Origin of the sequence: Enterococcus sp. DIV0876 (genome assembly GCF_050529585.1) — a bacterium.
In the GTDB taxonomy this organism is placed as follows: Bacteria; Bacillota; Bacilli; order Lactobacillales; family Enterococcaceae; genus Enterococcus_D.
Window position 1 is genome coordinate 2,793,047 of sequence record NZ_CP172882.1, and the last position, 15,748, is coordinate 2,808,794.

Here is a 15,748-nt window from a genome sequence, read left to right on the forward strand (position 1 = left end):
CTTTCTCTTCACTTTAGGCGGATATATACAAAAAAAGCTTCCGTCCTTTGTACATTATACTGTTACAAAGGACGAAAGCACAACTTCCGCGTTACCACCTTGATTTGTCATAGACTCACATCTATAACCTCGCTCAGTACTTGAATTGCTTCGCATACTGCCGCACTATAACGGGTGCTTCACGTGATAGGCTCATCCAAACTCACCTATCATGCTCAAAGACCATCTTCCATCTTTTCTTCATCGCCTATTTGCACCGGACAAGGCTCTCTGGATATGTCAAAAGGATGTACTCTTCTTTTCAAAGCATTCATTTATTGAGGAAATTATAGCAACGTCTCATGCCGCTGTCAATTCTTTTTATCAAAAATAGTAGTTATTTGCAAAGAAGCTTTACAGTGCTTCAAATTGACTTGGGTCAACATCTTTGAAACTAACTAGCCAAGCATTCATTTCATCTTCATCGTTTAAGATATCGATAGACTGATCAATTTTTTCATTGATAGAAGAGATGACGCCGGTTAGTGGACTTGTGAATTCACTGACTGCTTTTTCTGCTTCCAACTCAACCAATGTATCGCCTTGTTTCAACGCAGTACCGGCTTTTTGGATCGATGCAAAAGAGATCGCACCTAACTCTTCTTGGGCCTCTTTGGTCAAACCAACACAGTACTCATTGCCATTAAACAAAATCCATAAATTATCTTTTTTTCTTAAACATCTTTTTTCCATGATTCCAATAAAACTCCTTCATATTCGTTTTCTTTAAAGCCATTGATCAAAAAACGTTCCCCTTCAACGATCAATGGACGCTTGATCAACATGCCATCCGTTGCCAGTATCGCCGCTGCTTCTTGATTCGTCAACTGAGATATTTGGTCTTTGAGGCCCAGTTCTCGATATTTCATGCCACTCGTATTAAAGAAGCGGCGCAATGGCAAGCCACTATTTTCGATCCACGTGGATATTTGCGTTTCATTCGGCGTATCTTGGACAATATCGATAGGTTCAAACGCCACATCATTTTTTTCTAACCACGCCTGCGCCTTTTTGCATGTCCCACATTTAGGATAGACATATATTTCAACCATCACATGACTCCTTATAACGTTTTTGGTGCGGTCTCTGCTTGATACCGCATAGATAAAATCAATCCAATACCAATCATATTACTCAATAATGCAGAACCCCCTTGGCTAATAAACGGCAACGGAATCCCAGTCAACGGCAAAAGACCGATATTGGCACCAATATTTTCAAATACGTGGAAAAGAATCATCATAATGATCCCTGTCGCCAAATAAGCGTAAAATTCATTATTCGTATCAAAACAGATCCGAATCATCCGATAAATCAAAATGAAATACAGTAAAATCACAAAGGCACTGCCCACGAAGCCAAAATTTTCACCAATGACTGAGAAAATCATATCTGATTCACGAACAGGCACGTAAACGTCACTTACGTTAAAGCCTTTACCGAACATCCCACCAGAGCCAATCGCCATCAAGGCATATGCCAGTTGGAAAGATTGCCCTTGGGTATCATGAAATGGGTCTAGCCAAGAATCGATCCGGGCAAATTGATATTCTTTAAAAATACCAGTATTGTACAGCAACTCGCGCCCCATATCTGTTGTAACAAGGAAAACCGTACCGCCGCCGATCAAGACAAAAGCTGCGATCACCGGAATCACGATGCGCCAAGAAATTCCTGACATTAAAAAAACACCGCCGAAAATTGCTAAAAAGACCAACATGGTGCCAAAATCATTTTGTAACGTGATCAATACCAAGACAGGAATCGTAACTGCCAACATTTTAGCAATCAGCAAGCCATCACTTTTTAGCGTTCTTTCCCGATTTTGGACATTGTGACTTGTCACGACTAGCGCCAACATCATAATAAAAGCAATTTTCATCAATTCCGAAGGCTGCAATGTAAAGGAACCAAAGCGGAACCAGTTTTTTGATCCTGTGGAGGCTTCCATCGCCGGATCATAAAATTTAACCAACGCCAACATGACCACAAGTCCTGCCCCATAGATATAAGGCGTCAATTTCCAAAGCCATTTAGATTTGATATGCATAATAATCACTATTGCTGCGATGCCTAATACATACCACAACGCTTGAAACCCTAAGATCCGTCCAATCGACGGATTGCTGGGGTCATGTGTCAACGCCACATACAGCGAAGCTGCCCCAATCAGACATAATAAAAATACGGGTAAAATCACACCGTAATCAATTCGATTGTCACTCTTTTTTCGTGTATTTTCCATGCCCACACTCTCTTCTGTAGAATCTTTATCCATTATAGTGATGTTTGCCCAGAAAAGAAAGGATTGTCCGTCCGCATTCATAAAAAATTTAGAAACTTTAATGATTTCCCTGAAAAGAAGGATCCCTTAATTAAAGTCGCCCTAAAAATAGGCGCTATCGGCAAATTTTGATGTCAAAACAAACAAAAAGACCCTTATCTCCAATCAAAGAGAAGATAATGGTCTTTTCAATATGCCAGCTGCAGGATTCGAACCTGTGACCTACGCGTTACGAGTGCGTTGCTCTACCAACTGAGCTAAGCTGGCAACTCACACAAAGATGATTATAGGCAAAAACGTAGGTTTTGTAAAGAGCTATCAGGAAGAAAATTTCAATTGCTGAAAATTTTCAAAAAATATGGTATAATAGATATATCAAGGAGGTTTTTACATGGCTACATTTGGTAAATTCGAAACAACGATTGTCCCGTCACAAGAAGGTTCAACATTTGAGGTCGCCACTCCTGTCACGTTCACGATCCACGGTACCCAGCAAACGGGTACGATCACAAAACAATTGAAAAACTCTGCGGTCGTCGAACTAAATGAAACTGCGGATAACCAAAAATTAGTTACACAAAGCAATGGTGTCCTGATTATCAATTACAAACAGTTAACTAAAATCTAATATACTGAGTCACACTCAGCAATCAAAAAAGGGAAAATCGCGACGATTTTCCCTTTTTTTGTTTATTTTGTTCCGAACAAACGGTCACCGGCATCGCCTAATCCAGGAACGATGTAGCCATTTTCGTTCAAACGTTCATCTAAGCTTGCAGTATAGATATCTACATCAGGATGGGCATCTTGCAACGCTTTGACACCTTCAGGCGCAGCAACCAAACAAACAAACTTCATGTTTGAGGCTCCACGTTTTTTCAAGGCATCAATAGCCATGATTGCTGAACCGCCAGTCGCCAACATTGGATCGACGATAAACAATTGGCGTTCATCGATATCTTCAGGTAATTTCACGAAATATTCGTGGGGTTCTAACGTTTCTTCATCACGGTACATCCCGATATGTCCTACTTTTGCTGCTGGGATCAATTCCAATATACCGTCTACCATACCTAATCCGGCACGTAAAATCGGCACAATCGCTACTTTTTTACCAGATAAGGTTTTTTGTGTTGACTCTTCGATTGGTGTTTCGATCACTAAATCTTCCAACGGCATATCTCTTGATACTTCATATGCCATCAACATAGCAATTTCATCTACAACTTCTCTAAAAACCTTGGTTCCGCAGTTCTTATCGCGGATCATCGTCAATTTGTGTTGGATCAGCGGGTGATCGATTACTTGAAATTTACCCATTCTAAAAAATCTCCTTTAGTTTTTCTTTTATTTTAAAGCATATTGTCCTTTGATACAACCATGCACTTTTTCAGCACAGTAGACTGCCTCAAAAAAAGGATTGTGCCAGATACCCTCAAGACGCACGCTTGATTGCTGTTTGCCTGAGGCTTGATCTGTCACAGTCCTATTCGGTTAGTCTTGGTAAAGCGGATATTTGTCCGTTAATTCTTTGACTTGCGCTTTGACTTCTGTCAATGTTGCTTCATCATTTGGTTTTTCCAAAACTTTCACGATCAGTTTGGCTACTTCGACAGCGTCTCCTTCTTTGAAGCCGCGACTCGTGATTGCGGGGGTTCCTACCCGGATCCCGCTTGTTTTGAATGGGCTCAATGATTCGAAAGGAATCGAGTTTTTGTTGACCGTGATATTGACTTGATCCAACAACGCTTCTGCTTCCTTGCCATTCAAATCAAAGCCGCGAACATCGATCAACAACAAATGATTGTCCGTCGCACCAGAAACCAAACGCGCTTGCGGTGCTTGATTGAAGACTTTCGCCATTGCCTGTGCATTCTTGATCACTTGTTCGGAATACGTTTTAAACGTGTCCTCTTGTGCTTCTTTGAAAGCAACAGCTTTAGCAGCGATCACATGTTCTAAAGGTCCTCCTTGGATACCAGGGAAAACAGCACTATTGATTTTTTTGGCCAACGCTTCATCATTGGTCAAAATCAAGCCGCCACGTGGGCCGCGCAATGTTTTGTGGGTGGTTGAAGTCGTGATGTCTGCAAACGGAACTGGGTTAGGATGAAGACCTGCTGCTACCAGACCCGCGATATGAGCCATATCAACCATTAATTTGGCACCCACTTCATCGGCGATTTCACGGAATTTTGCAAAATCGATCGTTCGGGAATACGCACTCGCACCTGCAACGATCAATTTGGGTTGATGTTTGCGGGCTAAAATACGCACCACATTGTAATCGATCACTTCAGTTGCTGGATCTACTCCATAACTTACGAAATGATAAGTTTTCCCACTAAAATTGACTGGTGAACCGTGGGTCAAATGGCCGCCCGCTGACAGATCCATACCCAATACCGTGTCGCCTGCTTCAATCAATGCTAAATAAGCAGCCGTATTGGCTTGGGATCCAGAATGTGGTTGGACATTGGCATATGCGGCACCAAAGATTGCTTTCGCGCGTTCAATAGCTAAATTTTCTACAACATCAACAAACTCGCAACCACCATAGTAGCGACGCCCAGGATAACCTTCGGCATATTTGTTGGTCAAAATACTGCCCTGTGCAGCCATTACACCTTCAGAAACGATATTTTCCGACGCAATCAACTCCAAATTATTTTGCTGACGATTCGTTTCTTTTTCGATCGCTTGCCACAATTCAGGATCAAATGTTTGATAATCCATGCTTACAACACCCCTTAACCTTAATGGTAGCATTGTATCATATTTCCCAAAAGCCACCTATAAGGAAGATAAGATTTTCATTTGTTTTCTTGGAAATATTCGTGGTTTGCCGCTTTTTTCAATCGATTCATGTAGGCAGCACCAATCCCTGCTTCAGAAAACGTCGCTGCCAGCAGCAAATCAAATCCTGCAGTCGATTCATCCAAAGCCCGCAAACCTGCGAATAAGCCTCTCGCAGCTGCTTCTGGACTGTCATCAAAATACTGATAGATTGCTGCCGTTTCCTTACGGACTGCATCAGCGATCGTAGGGCCTGCCAAAACCCCCACTTTCAAGTGATTGGCTTGCGCCCAAGCAATTGCTGCTGGCCAATTTGCTTCTTTCACCATCATCACCTTGGTATTTGGCGCGTAATGTTTATACTTCATTCCAGGTGCTTTGGGTGCCTCGCCAGCCGAAACCAAATGTTTATCCAATAAAACCTCAGTTTCTAAAACAGCTTCAAGTTGCTCTTTGGCAATCGCACCTGGCCGTAAAATGATCGGCTTCCCTGAAGGATCACTTAAATCAAGAACAGTCGACTCTACACCGATCCGTGTTGTTCCTCCATCCAAAATACCGGCAATCTTCCCTTGCAGATCATGCCAGACATGTGCCGCCGATGTTGGACTCGGCTTGCCTGAAGTATTGGCACTTGGTCCCACCAATGGTTGCTGCACTTTTTCGATCAATGCCAATGTTTGCGGATGATCCGGCATCCGAAAAGCCGCAGTGTCCAGCCCTCCTGTAACGATAGACGGCAAGCTGCCCGCTTTGATTTTAAAAATCAATGTCAAGGGACCAGGCCAAAAAGTCTTCATCAGTTTTTTAGCCATTGGTGATAGGTTATCCACAAACGCTTCAACTTGTGCCGACGCTGCAACATGGACAATCAATGGATTGTCGCTCGGTCTTCCTTTTACTTGGTAGACTTGTGCAACAGCATCTGGTAAAAGCGCACTCGCGCCTAAGCCATAGACTGTTTCAGTTGGAAAAGCCACTAAACCGCCTTTTGCTAGAACTGCAGCTGCTTCTGCAATGTGATCTTCATCAAATAATTTGGTTTCCACAGTTTATCCACATCCTTTATTTATACATTTCCACAGTTATCAACATTTGACGTTTTTTTATCCACATTTTGTGGATAAATCGTTTGTCAAGTGTGTATAAGTCTGTTTATAACTCGATTTCCTTTTTATTTGCTTGTTTCAAAGGCTTTTTTATCAGATTCACCCTTCAAAAAAATTATTTATCCACAGTTTGTGGATGACGAACAATGACTATCCGGTCTTGTCCAGCGATATCTTGTTTGATCGTGACTATTTTTTGCGGAAATGCCGCAGCAAATATGCCTTGAACGGCTTTTCCTTGTTGAAAACCAATTTCCACTGCAATCTGCCCAGCAGGTGTTAGGCAACGCTGGGCTTGTTGGGCAATTTTTTTATACATCGCCAACCCATCGTCTTCTGCAAACAGCGCCAGTTTCGGTTCATATTCTCTGACACTGACATCCATCAAATCCCACTCATTCTGGCTGATATAAGGTGGATTAGAGACAATTAAGTCCCATTGTTGTTCAATGATCGGCAACAGCGTATCTCCTTGATAGAAATCAATTGCGGCATCAAGTATTGCCGCATTTTCTTTTGCAATGGCCAATGCAGCCTGTGATAAATCTACTGCAGCGACTTGCCAATGTGGTCGCGCCAATTTTAAGGAAATCGCAATCGCACCCGTACCTGTCCCAACATCCACTACCCGCAGTGGTTTATCTCCAGGAAAGTCAGCCAAACATTGTGCAACCAATTCTTCGGTTTCTGGCCGTGGAATCAACGTATCCCCTGTAACTTTAAACTGATGTCCATAAAATTCTTCATATCCTAACAGATACTGGGGCGGCTGGTGATCTAATAATTGTGCCAAATCATCTTTGATCTGTTGTTCATCTGTTGGCACGATTGGTGTGTCCATGTGCAGCAGCCAATCCAATTGCTGCCATTTTTTGCGCCGTAAAAAAAGATAGTGGATCGCATATCCTTCCAGTCCGGCAGATTCTAAAAAAGAAGAAGCCCGTGAAAGGACTTCTCGATAGGTTTTAGCCATTTTGCATCTCATCTAATTTTGATGTTTGATCATACATGATCAACGCATCCACGATTTCATCCAATTTACCAGCCAAAATTTGATCCAATTTTTGGATAGTCAAGCCGATGCGATGATCGGTCACGCGGTTTTGCGGGAAATTATAGGTACGGATCCGTTCAGAACGATCCCCTGTCCCAACAGCCGACTTACGGTTGGCATCGTATTCGCTTTGGGCTTCTTGAGAAATTTGATCATAGACCCGTGCCCGCAACACTTTCATCGCTTTCTCACGATTTTTCAACTGAGAACGTTCATCTTGCATCGCCACCGCGATCCCTGTTGGTAAATGGGTCAGACGCACTGCAGAGGCAGTTTTGTTGACGTGCTGACCACCAGCACCTGATGCATGATAAATATCGACCCGGATATCTTTATCCGCGATATCGATTTCTACCTCTTCTGCCTCTGGCATAACGACAACTGTTGCTGTCGATGTATGGATCCGTCCTTGAGACTCAGTCGATGGGACCCGCTGTACACGATGGGCACCACTTTCATATTTCAATTTTGAGAAGACACTATCACCAGTGATCATCATGATGACTTCTTTATATCCGCCGATACCAGTAACATTGGCATCCATGACTTCGACTTTCCAGCCTTGATTCTCCGCATATTTTTGATACATATTGAATAGATCGCCGGCGAATAAAGCTGCTTCATCACCACCAGCAGCACCACGAATTTCCATAATAATATTTTTGTCATCATTGGGATCTTTTGGTAATAACAAAATCTTGATACGGTCTTCTAAAACTTCTTTTTCTTTCTTCAAATCTGATAATTCTTCTTTGGCCATTTCTGCCATATCGGCATCTAAACTTTCGCCAAGCAGTTCTTCTGTATCTTTGATTCCTTCCACGACTTCTTTATAGCGTCGGTATACTTCAACAGTATCCCGAGTGTTGGCCTCTTCTTTAGACAGCTGCATAAAACGTTTCGTGTCTGAAATAACAGCAGGATCACTGAGTAATTCGCCTAATTCTTCATAACGGTCTTCTATTGCTTGTAACTGATCGTACATGGTTTATTCTCCTTCTTTTTTCATGACAGGGTGAAAGTAATGTTTTCGACAAACTGGGTAATAGGCTTCATTGCCGCCAATTTGGACTTGATCCCCTTCATAGACAGGCTTGCCGTCGATGTAATGCAGATTCATTGTCGCTTTTTTGTGACAGAACCAGCAAATTGTTTTCATTTCTTCAATTTTATCCGCGTACAAGAGCAAATACTTCGAGCCTTCAAACAACTCATTGCGAAAATCATTTTTCAAACCAAACGCCATAACTGGAATACCTAATTCGTCGACGATTTTGGTAAAGGCGAGTACATGATGTTTCTTCAAAAATTGTGCCTCATCGATCAAGATACAATATGGTTTATACCCCAAGTCTTTGATCAAATGATATAAATCTGTTTCATCAAATATCGGAATCGCATCGCGTTCTAAACCGATTCTGCTTGATACATTCCCGATACCGCTTCTCGTGTCTAAACCGCTGGTCATGATCACAACTGGTTTGTCTTGTTCTTCATAATTGTGTGCCACTTTCAAAATTTCAATGGTCTTGCCACTATTCATCGCGCCATATTTAAAAAAAAGCTGTGCCATTTCGCCCATCCTTCCTCATACTCCTTTGGTATTATACTTGAAAAAACGAAATTTTTACAGACTTAAATTCTTGCTGCAGCGATTGCTCCAATGAAGCCAGACCCATAAAAAAACAAGAACACCTCACATAACTTATACGTACCCAGTTTGATCAAGAATGTCCATGGCTCGGGAATAGTCAAGGTTGGCATGGCCATCGATATCCGTATCAATGATCGCAAAACCTAACGATCGATATAAAGCAATTGCGTGATGACTCCAAGTTTGTGTATGCAGATAAATCATCGGCGCATCTGCTTGCTGACAGACTGTTAGTACACGTTGCAGCAGTTGGCGGGCGATGCCTTGCCGTTGTCCACGAGGATGGACAGCCACCCAATGCACGATGGGCACTAAAACACCATCTTCCCGCATTTTCCACCACGCTGTAGCCGTACCGATAGGTTCTCCTTGTGCATCCAGCGCAAAAAACATTCGTCGGTTCAACGCTTGTTCTTCTGGTATAAATGTAGCTTGAAAATACTGCAATGCTTCTGTTTCGCTTTCAAACTCACCAACCGCCGTTTCGATAGCTGCCCATTTTTCAGCATCTCCGACTTGATAAGTTCTGATTGGCACGCGATTGGGCATTGGTTTTGTCTCAACTATTGTCTTTGTAGGTCGCGCCATCCAAAGTTCCGCATAGGGAATGGTTTTATCTAACATCATGATCCCTCACTTATATGTTTGTAGTCTTTGATAATTTGATTGGTCGTATCTGTTTCGCTCTGTTCTTGGGTAATCACTTTTTCATCGATCACGATAGCCATTTTATCCTGTAGCCAATCATTTGGACGCCACCAACGGCGCATATCTGTTTCTGAAAACTGTTTATTTTGCGGTCGCGTTTGGTGACGTTGACAGGTTATCTCAAAGGGTATATCAAAATAATAAACAAGGTGCTTATGCGCAAATAGACGAAACACATCTTTTAGAAAATCATGGTACACATCCGAAGAAAAGATACCTTCCACAATAACGATCGGCACACAAGATTGACCGTACTGGATCGTGCGCAGCATCAATTCTATTGCTGGATTATTCGGCGTATCTTTAATATGAAAAATTTCTTTACGAAAGACGTCTTGAGAGATCAACAGTGCATCTGCACCAAAATAAGCATGCAATGCTTTGGCAATGGTTGTTTTCCCACTACCTGAATTGCCTCTTAGCAAAATCAGTGTTGCAGCCATATCTCAAATCCCCTTTTCCTTTACATCAAGCATATCATTTGTTTTTCGCCATGAGAAGCTTACCATAGGAGAAAAGGAGGCATTTATATGAAAGATACAGCAATTTTTGCAGGTGGTTGTTTTTGGTGCATGGTCAAACCCTTTGATTCTTTGCCTGGCATTGAGAAAGTGGTCTCCGGATTTACTGGTGGGCACGTCCCTCATCCAACGTATCAAGAAGTCACAACTGGAACGACGGGTCATACTGAAGCAGTGGAGATCACCTTTGATCCTGAACTGATTTCCTATGATGAACTCGTTTCGATTTACTGGCAACAAACCGATCCAACCGATGCCTTTGGTCAATTCGCAGACCGTGGCGATTCTTATCGTCCAGTGATTTTTTACAATAGTGCAAAACAAAAAGCCATTGCTGAGGAATCTAAAGCCAATCTGCAAGCCAGTGGTCGTTTTACTGATCAAATCGTCACAAGTATTGAACCGGCGGAACCTTTTTATCCAGCTGAAGACTATCACCAAGATTTTTATAAAAAAAACGCTGCCCATTATCATGCATACAGTGAAGGTTCTGGCCGCGCGGGATTTATTCGCAAAAACTGGGGGTGATTATTGCCCAGACTAAGAAAAGGAAATTCATACGGATACCTTCACTTCACGGGAGGTATCCGCTTTTTCTTATCACAAAAAAAATTGACAACGATCTACATTACGCGTTAAGATGGTTGAAAATTCTGACGATTATTGAGGAGTGTTGTCTATGTTAGCCAATGAAGTCCGCCCTGGGCCCAATCGGTATGTGACTGGTGAGAATGTCTTAAACGATTTACCCGACTATTTAGCCGATTTTGAACATGTTGCAGTCATCACTGGAACCCAATCCTTTGCTGCATTTGAAGCTTATTATCCCCATGATTTTGACTATCCGATCTATCGCTATGATGGTTCTTCCAGCTATGAAAATGGACAGTTCCTTGCAGAAAAGATCATGTATGCTGATGCTGTGGTCGCCATTGGTGGTGGTCGGGTGGCTGATACAGCAAAAATCACCGCTGAACGGCTTGGTGCAGAACTCATTGTGATCCCAACCCTCGTTTCCAATTGCGCCCCCTTCACGCCAGTGATCGTCGTCTATCATCCAGACCACACGATCAACAAAATCGATTATGCAAAAAAGGGCGCCTATCTCACACTAGTCGATACAGCCTTCTTATTGGCTACACCTGTAGATTACTTTATTGCCGGTATCGCCGATACATTGGCAAAATATTATGAAATGGAAGCCATTTATCGTCATTTGACCGATGACAAAAAAACCGCATTGGTGCGCTTAGGGTTTCAAAGTGCTTGCTTGATCAAAGAGTTGCTGATCCATGATGCCACCCAAGCAGTGGCTGATCTGCAAGCACAGAAGTTGACGCCGGCATTTGCTCGCATCACAGACGCCATTATTGCACTGGCTGGTGAAGTTGGTGGTTTTGCCGTTGACTTCGGCCGCACTTCCGGCGCCCATGCTTTACATGATGGCTTGTCGTATTTAGAAGAGACCCATTCTGTTTTACACGGCAACAAAGTCGCTTATTGTATTTGGGTACAACTGGCTTATACCAATGACTTAGCCGTTATCAAAGAGCTGCGTCCTTTCTATGAAGCCTTGCACTTGCCGATGAAATTAAAAGATATCCATGTCACCCGCACCGACCAAGCCTACTTTGAAGATGTGTTACGCTATGCCATCAATCCCGAAGAAACATTTGTGTTGATTGATCCAGCAATTACGACCGAAAAAGTCTACCAAGCGATCCTTGCTGTTGAAGCACTTTGATTTTAGGAGAAAGCATCTCCCTGCCCTATCACTTTCATTCAAAAACCCCTTGTTCTTTGGTATACTGTTCTTAGTTTACCAAGTGAGGGGTTAATCTACATGAATATCAGCCGCTTTGCCCGACTGACACAACGCAAGGGTAAGACATTTCTTTCAAAAAACGTATCTTCGATCCAAGTGATCGTTTTTTATTATATCGTGATGACAGTCGTATCATTGGTCTTGTTTTACTTGCCATTTTTCCGTAAAGCAGATGCCGATGTTTCTTTTATCGATCTGTTTTTCATGGCAGTCAGCACAGTCAGCGTGACTGGACTAACGACATTCCCCATCAATGATATATTCAATGACCGCGGTGTTGTTTTACTTGAAGTCCTATTCCAAGTAGGTGGGTTGGGGATCATGATGATCTCCACCTTTTTTGCAATCGTCTCTCGACGAAAAATCAGTTTGAAACAACGACAGCTGATCATGACCGATATGAACCAACCCAAATTAAGCGGGATCGTCCGGATGATCCGCACGACATTTACCATTATTTTGTTGTGTCAGATAGTAGCTGGTTCCATCTTCGCGCTCTATTTTCACCTATATGGGTATTACAACAACTGGCGGGATGCGATTTTTTATGGTTTTTATCAAGCGATTTCGGCTGTCACCAACTCCGGTTTTGATGTAACCGGCAACTCGATTTTGCCTTTTTCTCATGACTACTTTTTCTTGAGTTGTATCATGCTGTTGATTTTTATCGGCGGCATTGGCTTTCCGGTCATCATGGACTTTCGAGAATGGGTTCAATTTAAATTGAAAAAACGACGGCGGCAACTGCCCTTTCGCTTCTCCTTATTTACCAAAATCGCTGTCTTAGCATTCGTGATTCTATTTGTTGGCGGTACTCTGGCAATCTTCTTCCTTGAAAAGGACCATCTGTTCAAAGATTACAGCTTGAGCGGGATGTGGATGAATAGTATGTTCTATTCAATGACGACGCGAAATGCTGGTTTGCAGATCCACGACTTAGGAAACTTCCAGACAACCACATTGATCGTATTCTCATTGCTCATGTTCATTGGCTGTAGTCCGAGCTCAGTCGGCGGTGGGATTCGTACCACAACGATCGCGATCATTGGCTTGTATCTATATGCGTTTTTGAAAAGCGAAGACAATATCAATATTTTCGGCCGTCGTATCGATGAAGATGATGTTCGTAAATCCGTTGTCGTCTTTATGTTGTCTATGGGTATGTGCTTTTTCTGCGTGCTGTTTTTGACCGCAACCGAAGATATTCCCTTGATTGCGATTATTGTAGAGGTTTCATCGGCTTTTGGAACAACGGGTCTATCGTTAGGTATCACTGGTGACCTATCCACTATCGGCAAATTAGTGATTGCTCTCTTGATGTTCATCGGACGAATCGGTATGTTGTACACATTGATGTTATTCGTACCAAAAGAAACCCGTGATATCGGCTACGAATACCCAACCGAAAAAATCATTATTGGTTAAATCGTATCTGCATACAATGAAATGCAGGTTTATTGGACCCAGATCAGCACTTGTTGCCGGTTTGGGTTTTTAGCTGTTCTCTTAGCAGAAATTTAAAGAATAGCAAAAGCAATTTAACCTTTTTGGTTGAATATGGTATGATAAATTGAATTTGCGCAATCTTCACAACTGCGCTAAATGGAGGGTAAATTATGGGCATACGAAGTCAACTGGCGGTCACCGTCGGTAAGACCTCTCAGTGGGTATTAAAAAACTTTTTCAAAGGCGGATCTAGTCTGCCAGGAAAATTAGCATTAAAAGTGGATCCGCATATTTTGGATCATTTAGCCAAAGATTATCAAGTGGTCGTGATCACAGGAACGAACGGTAAAACGCTAACGACCGCTTTAACAGTCAATATTTTGCGTCAAGAATTCGATGAAGTACTGACCAATCCAACTGGAGCCAATATGGTCCAAGGAATCGTCTCGACCTTCTTATCTGCAAAGCCTAAAAAAGGCAAAAAATTTGCCGTTTTGGAAATCGACGAAGCTAGTTTAAGCAAAGTCACCAAATATATCAAACCAGAATTATTCGTGTTCACCAATATTTTTCGCGACCAAATGGATCGCTATGGAGAAATCTACACAACCTACAAAATGATCGTCGAAGGGGCAGCGAATGCACCGGAAGCAACGATTTTGTGCAATGGTGATTCTCCTTTGTTCAATTCAGTCGCAACAGTCAATCCTCGGAAATACTATGGGTTTGATCATTTGCCTGATCAAGAGCAAATGGCACACTACAATACCGATGGCGTTTTGTGTCCGGAATGCCACCACTTACTACATTATCAAATGATCACTTATGCCAACCTTGGAAAATACTATTGTCCAAATTGCGGTTTCCATCGGCCAGCGTTAGATTATACATTGACAGCGATCACCGCGATGGACAATACCTCTGCTGATTTTGTGATCGATGACACGCCTTATCGTATCGAAGTTGGCGGCATGTATAATGTTTACAATGCACTGGCTGCAACAGCAGTCGCTGAATACTATCACGTTGCACCAGAGAAAATCAAATCTGGTTTAGCATACGACGAGAAAGTTTTCGGACGTCAAGAAGTGATTCGGATCGGTGACAAAGAATGTACCCTTGTTTTGGTCAAAAATCCAGTTGGGTTAAACCAAGTGATCGATATGATCGGTCTTTCACCTTATCCTTTCTCTCTTGTTTGCCTATTGAATGCCAATTATGCAGATGGAATCGATGTCAGTTGGATCTGGGATGGCGACCACGAAGCTTTTGCTAAAATGGGGATCCCGCAAGTGATTGCTGGCGGCGACCGTCATAAAGATATGGCACTGCGCTTGAAAGTTGCCGGCATTCCGGAAGAGACCATCATAGAAACCAAAGATTTAGATGAAGTGATCAACGACATAGCGAACTTACCAACTGAAAAAGTATATATCTTAGCCACTTATACTGCCGTCTTGCAGTTGCGCAAAAAACTAGCTGAAAAAGGATATATCAAAGGAGGAATGGGTCGTGACTAAATACAGCCTTCGTGTTGCCCACTTATATGGCAATCTACTGAATACCTATGGCGATAACGGCAATCTTCTCATGTTGCGTTATGTGGCTGAGAAAATGGGTGTCGGTTTCGAGGTAGAAGTCGTCAGTATCCATGAACCATTTGAAGCCGAAAAATATGACTTGGTTTTCTTTGGCGGCGGTCAAGATTTTGAACAATTGATTGTTTCCAAAGATATTCAAAGCAAAAAAGAAGATTTGACACGCTATATCGAAAACGATGGTGTGATGTTGGCCATTTGCGGCGGCTACCAATTGTTGGGACATTACTACATGGGTGCCAATGGGGAAAAAATCAACGGCATTGGCGCGTTGGATCACTACACACTCAGCCAAGACAACAATCGCTTCATTGGCGATATCGTGATCCACAACGAAGAATTTGACGAAACCTACTATGGTTTTGAAAACCACAATGGCCGTACTTTCTTGGGCAAAGGGGAAAAACCTCTGGGCAAAGTCCTTGAAGGGCAAGGAAACAATGGCGAGGATCAAACAGAAGGTGTCGTCTACCGTAATGTTTTCGGTTCTTACTTCCACGGACCTCTGCTGGCCCGCAATGAACATTTGGCAGAACGATTGATTCGGACTGCGTTAGCTAACCGTTATGGCGAGATCGATATTTAAAATGAGATGTGCCAGATAAATCGTACACATTCCATATACGTTTATAGACAACACGACTTTGAAGCGACCCCCAAAAATCTATCTTTTTGGGGGTCGCTATTTTTATGGGAAATTTCCCTGACACTGCT

General features: G+C 42.5%; 17 protein-coding genes, 1 tRNA gene and 1 other annotated feature. Of the genes, 6 read left to right on the top strand and 12 right to left on the bottom strand.

The genetic code is table 11. The annotated features are described in order from the left end of the window. Positions 1-64: 64 nt before the first annotated feature. Positions 65-314, bottom strand: a binding site (T-box leader). Positions 315-393: 79 nt separating this feature from the next. The 4 genes from IGI41_RS13230 to IGI41_RS13245 all read right to left on the bottom strand — a co-directional run bounded on the left by IGI41_RS13230 (position 394) and on the right by IGI41_RS13245 (position 2,590). Beyond that, entirely contained in the window at positions 394-732 is a 339-nt protein-coding gene (locus IGI41_RS13230; RefSeq protein ID WP_430610236.1) for a glycine cleavage system protein H, read from the bottom strand. Then, positions 714-1,091 (bottom strand): arsenate reductase family protein, encoded by a 378-nt coding sequence (locus tag IGI41_RS13235; RefSeq protein WP_430610237.1) that lies wholly within the window; start codon positions 1,089-1,091, stop codon positions 714-716. The genes IGI41_RS13230 and IGI41_RS13235 overlap by 19 nt, the downstream gene beginning before the upstream one ends. Positions 1,092-1,102: 11 nt before the next feature. Beyond that, a complete protein-coding gene (locus IGI41_RS13240; RefSeq protein WP_430612861.1) occupies positions 1,103-2,284 on the bottom strand; it encodes an FtsW/RodA/SpoVE family cell cycle protein in 1,182 nt (393 codons plus the stop codon). 233 nt (positions 2,285-2,517) lie between these two features. Further along, positions 2,518-2,590, bottom strand: a tRNA-Thr gene (locus IGI41_RS13245). 124 nt (positions 2,591-2,714) lie between these two features. Here IGI41_RS13245 and IGI41_RS13250 point away from each other — a divergent pair. Next, complete coding sequence (locus IGI41_RS13250; protein ID WP_430610238.1) at positions 2,715-2,951, top strand: hypothetical protein; 237 nt, start codon at positions 2,715-2,717, stop codon at positions 2,949-2,951. Positions 2,952-3,013: 62 nt separating this feature from the next. Here IGI41_RS13250 and upp read toward each other — a convergent pair whose 3' ends face one another. The 8 genes from upp to IGI41_RS13290 all read right to left on the bottom strand — a co-directional run bounded on the left by upp (position 3,014) and on the right by IGI41_RS13290 (position 10,087). Next, positions 3,014-3,643, bottom strand: a complete 630-nt coding sequence (gene upp, locus IGI41_RS13255) for a uracil phosphoribosyltransferase (RefSeq protein WP_054115173.1) — start codon at positions 3,641-3,643, stop codon at positions 3,014-3,016. A gap of 174 nt (positions 3,644-3,817) precedes the next feature. Next, a complete protein-coding gene (gene glyA, locus IGI41_RS13260; RefSeq protein WP_430610239.1) occupies positions 3,818-5,059 on the bottom strand; it encodes a serine hydroxymethyltransferase in 1,242 nt (413 codons plus the stop codon). A gap of 77 nt (positions 5,060-5,136) precedes the next feature. Next, positions 5,137-6,168, bottom strand: coding sequence for an L-threonylcarbamoyladenylate synthase (locus IGI41_RS13265; RefSeq protein WP_430610240.1), 1,032 nt, complete (start codon positions 6,166-6,168; stop codon positions 5,137-5,139). A gap of 175 nt (positions 6,169-6,343) precedes the next feature. Further along, positions 6,344-7,201: a peptide chain release factor N(5)-glutamine methyltransferase gene (prmC, locus tag IGI41_RS13270; RefSeq protein WP_430610241.1), complete on the bottom strand. Its 858-nt coding sequence runs from the start codon at positions 7,199-7,201 to the stop codon at positions 6,344-6,346. Then, positions 7,194-8,267: a peptide chain release factor 1 gene (gene prfA / locus IGI41_RS13275; RefSeq protein ID WP_430610242.1), complete on the bottom strand. Its 1,074-nt coding sequence runs from the start codon at positions 8,265-8,267 to the stop codon at positions 7,194-7,196. The genes prmC and prfA overlap by 8 nt, the downstream gene beginning before the upstream one ends. Positions 8,268-8,270: 3 nt before the next feature. After that, positions 8,271-8,855, bottom strand: coding sequence for a thymidine kinase (locus tag IGI41_RS13280; protein WP_430610243.1), 585 nt, complete (start codon positions 8,853-8,855; stop codon positions 8,271-8,273). A 132-nt stretch (positions 8,856-8,987) separates the two neighbouring features. Then, positions 8,988-9,560, bottom strand: a complete 573-nt coding sequence (locus IGI41_RS13285) for a GNAT family N-acetyltransferase (RefSeq protein ID WP_430610245.1) — start codon at positions 9,558-9,560, stop codon at positions 8,988-8,990. Then, positions 9,560-10,087 carry an AAA family ATPase gene (locus IGI41_RS13290; protein WP_430610247.1) on the bottom strand — a complete coding sequence of 176 codons (528 nt, stop codon included), beginning with the start codon at positions 10,085-10,087 and terminating at the stop codon, positions 9,560-9,562. The genes IGI41_RS13285 and IGI41_RS13290 overlap by 1 nt, the downstream gene beginning before the upstream one ends. Positions 10,088-10,174: 87 nt before the next feature. Between IGI41_RS13290 and msrA the strand changes: the two genes are divergently transcribed. From msrA to IGI41_RS13315, 5 genes are all read left to right on the top strand, one after another. Next, positions 10,175-10,693 (top strand): peptide-methionine (S)-S-oxide reductase MsrA, encoded by a 519-nt coding sequence (gene msrA, locus IGI41_RS13295; RefSeq protein ID WP_430610248.1) that lies wholly within the window; start codon positions 10,175-10,177, stop codon positions 10,691-10,693. 151 nt (positions 10,694-10,844) lie between these two features. Continuing rightward, positions 10,845-11,909, top strand: coding sequence for an iron-containing alcohol dehydrogenase family protein (locus tag IGI41_RS13300; RefSeq protein WP_430610249.1), 1,065 nt, complete (start codon positions 10,845-10,847; stop codon positions 11,907-11,909). Between the two features lie 99 nt (positions 11,910-12,008). Beyond that, positions 12,009-13,415: a TrkH family potassium uptake protein gene (locus IGI41_RS13305; protein WP_430610250.1), complete on the top strand. Its 1,407-nt coding sequence runs from the start codon at positions 12,009-12,011 to the stop codon at positions 13,413-13,415. A 191-nt stretch (positions 13,416-13,606) separates the two neighbouring features. Then, positions 13,607-14,956 (top strand): MurT ligase domain-containing protein, encoded by a 1,350-nt coding sequence (locus tag IGI41_RS13310; RefSeq protein ID WP_430610251.1) that lies wholly within the window; start codon positions 13,607-13,609, stop codon positions 14,954-14,956. Beyond that, positions 14,949-15,620 (top strand): type 1 glutamine amidotransferase, encoded by a 672-nt coding sequence (locus tag IGI41_RS13315; RefSeq protein ID WP_430610252.1) that lies wholly within the window; start codon positions 14,949-14,951, stop codon positions 15,618-15,620. Before IGI41_RS13310 ends, IGI41_RS13315 begins: the two co-directional genes overlap by 8 nt. The last annotated feature ends 128 nt before the right edge of the window (positions 15,621-15,748 follow it).